Annotated in this window: 2 protein-coding genes; both read right to left on the bottom strand. The window is 73.1% G+C overall.

Annotated features, from left to right (window positions below; all coding sequences use genetic code 11):
- Positions 1 to 113 precede the first annotated feature (113 nt).
- Positions 114 to 1346: a radical SAM family heme chaperone HemW gene (hemW, locus tag ACFWP7_RS41845; RefSeq protein ID WP_384393657.1), complete on the bottom strand. Its 1233-nt coding sequence runs from the start codon at positions 1344 to 1346 to the stop codon at positions 114 to 116.
- 92 nt (positions 1347 to 1438) lie between these two features.
- On the bottom strand, positions 1439 to 2518 hold a 1080-nt coding region (locus tag ACFWP7_RS41840; RefSeq protein ID WP_384393654.1), incomplete at its 5' end, for a PP2C family protein-serine/threonine phosphatase.

The raw sequence follows: 2518 nt of genomic DNA, 5'->3' as shown, positions 1-2518 counted from the left end.
CAGCCCGTCCGGCGTTTGAGGACGAGGCCGTTCAGGCCGAAGCGGGGGCCCGGGGGCGGCAGCCCCCGGAGACAAGGGACGGGTAGGGGCGGAGGGGGCGAGAACCCCCCACCTCAGTCCACCAGATCCCGCACCACCGCATCCGCCAACAGCCGCCCCCGCAAGGTAAGAACGGCCCGCCCGTCGTCGTACGGCCCGTCCTCCAGGAGCCCCTCCGACAGCGCCCGCCGCGAGGCGGACAGCCCCTCCGGCCGGAGCAACGACAACGGACACCCCTCCCGCAACCGCAGCTCAAGAAGAATCCGCTCCACCCGCCGGTCCTCCCCGGAAAGCAGCTCACGCCCCGCCCCGGGCGACCTCCCCGCCGCCAGCGCCCCGGCATACGCCCCCGGATGCTTCACGTTCCACCACCGCACCCCGCCCACGTGGCTGTGGGCGCCCGGCCCGGCGCCCCACCAGTCGGCACCACGCCAGTACAGCTCGTTGTGGAGGCACCGCCCGGCATCGGAGGTTGCCCAGTTGGACACCTCGTACCAGTCGAACCCCGCCCCCGCGAGCACCTCGTCGGCGATCAGATAACGGTCCGCGTGGACATCGTCGTCCGTCATCGGCACCTCCCCACGCCGGATCCGCCGGGCAAGCTGCGTACCCTCCTCGACAATGAGCGCGTACGCGGAAATGTGATCGGGCCCGGCTCCGAGGGCCGCTTCCAGCGAGGCGCGCCAGTCGTCGTCGGACTCCCCCGGGGTGCCGTAGATCAGGTCGAGGTTGACATGGTCGAAGCCGGCCGCGCGGGCCTCGGCGACACAGGCCTCGGGCCGCCCGGGCGTGTGCGTGCGGTCGAGCACCTTCAGCACGTGCTGCCGGGCGCTCTGCATACCGAAGGAGATCCGGTTGAAGCCCCCGGCCCGCAGGGTCGCCAGGTACGCCGGGTCTACGGACTCCGGGTTCGCCTCGGTGGTGATCTCCGCGTCGTCCGCGAGCCCGAACTCGGCACGGATCGAGGCGAGCATCCGTACGAGATCGTCGGCGGGCAGGAGGGTGGGCGTACCGCCGCCGACGAACACCGTACGGACGGGACGCGGGTCGTCGCCGAGCACCTTGCGGGCGAGACGGACCTCGTCGACCAGCGTCTCGGCGTAGTTGTCACGGGAGGCGAGCACGCCTCCGGTGCCCCGCAGCTCGGTCGCCGTGTAGGTGTTGAAGTCGCAGTAGCCGCAGCGGGTCGCGCAGTACGGCACGTGGAGATAGAACCCGAGGGGGCGGTCGGCGGCCCCGGCCAGGGCGTGCGCGGGCAGCGCCCCGTCGTCGGGGACGGGCTCACCGTCGGGGAGTGCGGAAGGCATGCCTTCCATTGTCCCGTACGCCCGCCGGAACTCCGTACGGCCGGCTGGTCCACTCTCCCCGCAGCCGGTTGGTCCGCACTCCTCACAGGCCGCTATTCCGCCTGGAGGACCAGCAGCGCCATGTCGTCCTCCGGCGGCTTGGCGCCGAACTCGTGGACCAGCCTGCGGATCCGTTCCGCGATGAGTTCCGCGCTCAGGCCGGTGCAGCCGACCAGGGCCTCGGCGAGGCCGTCGTCGTCATCGAACTGGCGCGGCCCGCTGCGGCGCTCGGTCACGCCGTCCGTGACGCACAGCAGGGTGTCGCCGGGGTACAGCTCGAAGGTCTCGGAGACGTAGGTCGCGTCCTCGAAGACGCCGAGGAGGGTCTGGGGGCAGGCCACCTCGTGTACGTCGCCGTCGGGGCCGAGCAGCAACGGCAGCGGATGCCCGGCGGAGGCGAGGGTGCAGCGCACTCCGCCGTCGAAGGGCACCAGTTCGCCGTACAGCATGGACAGGAAGCGTGTCTGCGGTCCGGGGTCGGCGCCGAGCCCGGGCCCGCCCGCTGCCACCAGCGCGCGGGCCGCCGCGTCCGCCGCCTCCGTCGCGTCGTCGAGCAGGAGCCTGTTGAGGCGGTCGAGGACGTCGGCGACCTCGTACCCCTCGCGGGCCAGCAGCCGCAGCCAGGGCCGGGCAAGGCCGATCACCACGGCGGCCTCGGGCCCCTTGCCCTGTACGTCGCCCACGACGAAGCACCAGCGCCCGTCACCCGCCGGGAACAGGTCGTAGAAGTCGCCGCTGGGGCCGCCCTTGTCGAGCGGCTCGTAGACGAGGGCGCTGCGCACCCCGGGGATCTCGGCGACCGCCCCGGGCAGCAGGCCGCGCTGGAGGACCCGGCTGATGGTGGCCTGGCGCGCGTACTGGCGGGCCGCGCCGATGGCGAGCGCGATACGTCGGCTGAGGTCCTCGACGAGGCCCGTGATCTCGTCGGCGAAGCCGGTCACTCCGGCCCGCCCGATGACGAGCGTGCCCAGCGGCCGCCCACCCGCGATCAGCCGGTACGCGAGCGCCGCCCCACTCACACCGGGACCGCTCACCCCCCTCCCGAGACCGCCTCCACTCGCCCCAGGCCCATTCCCGAGACCAGCCCCACTCACCCCACTCCCCAGACCGGCCCCACTCGCCCCCGACCCACT

The sequence above is a fragment of the Streptomyces sp. NPDC058470 genome, from assembly GCF_042721055.1.
GTDB lineage: Bacteria > Actinomycetota > Actinomycetes > Streptomycetales > Streptomycetaceae > Streptomyces.
This window is presented reverse-complemented; position numbering and strand designations above follow the sequence as displayed.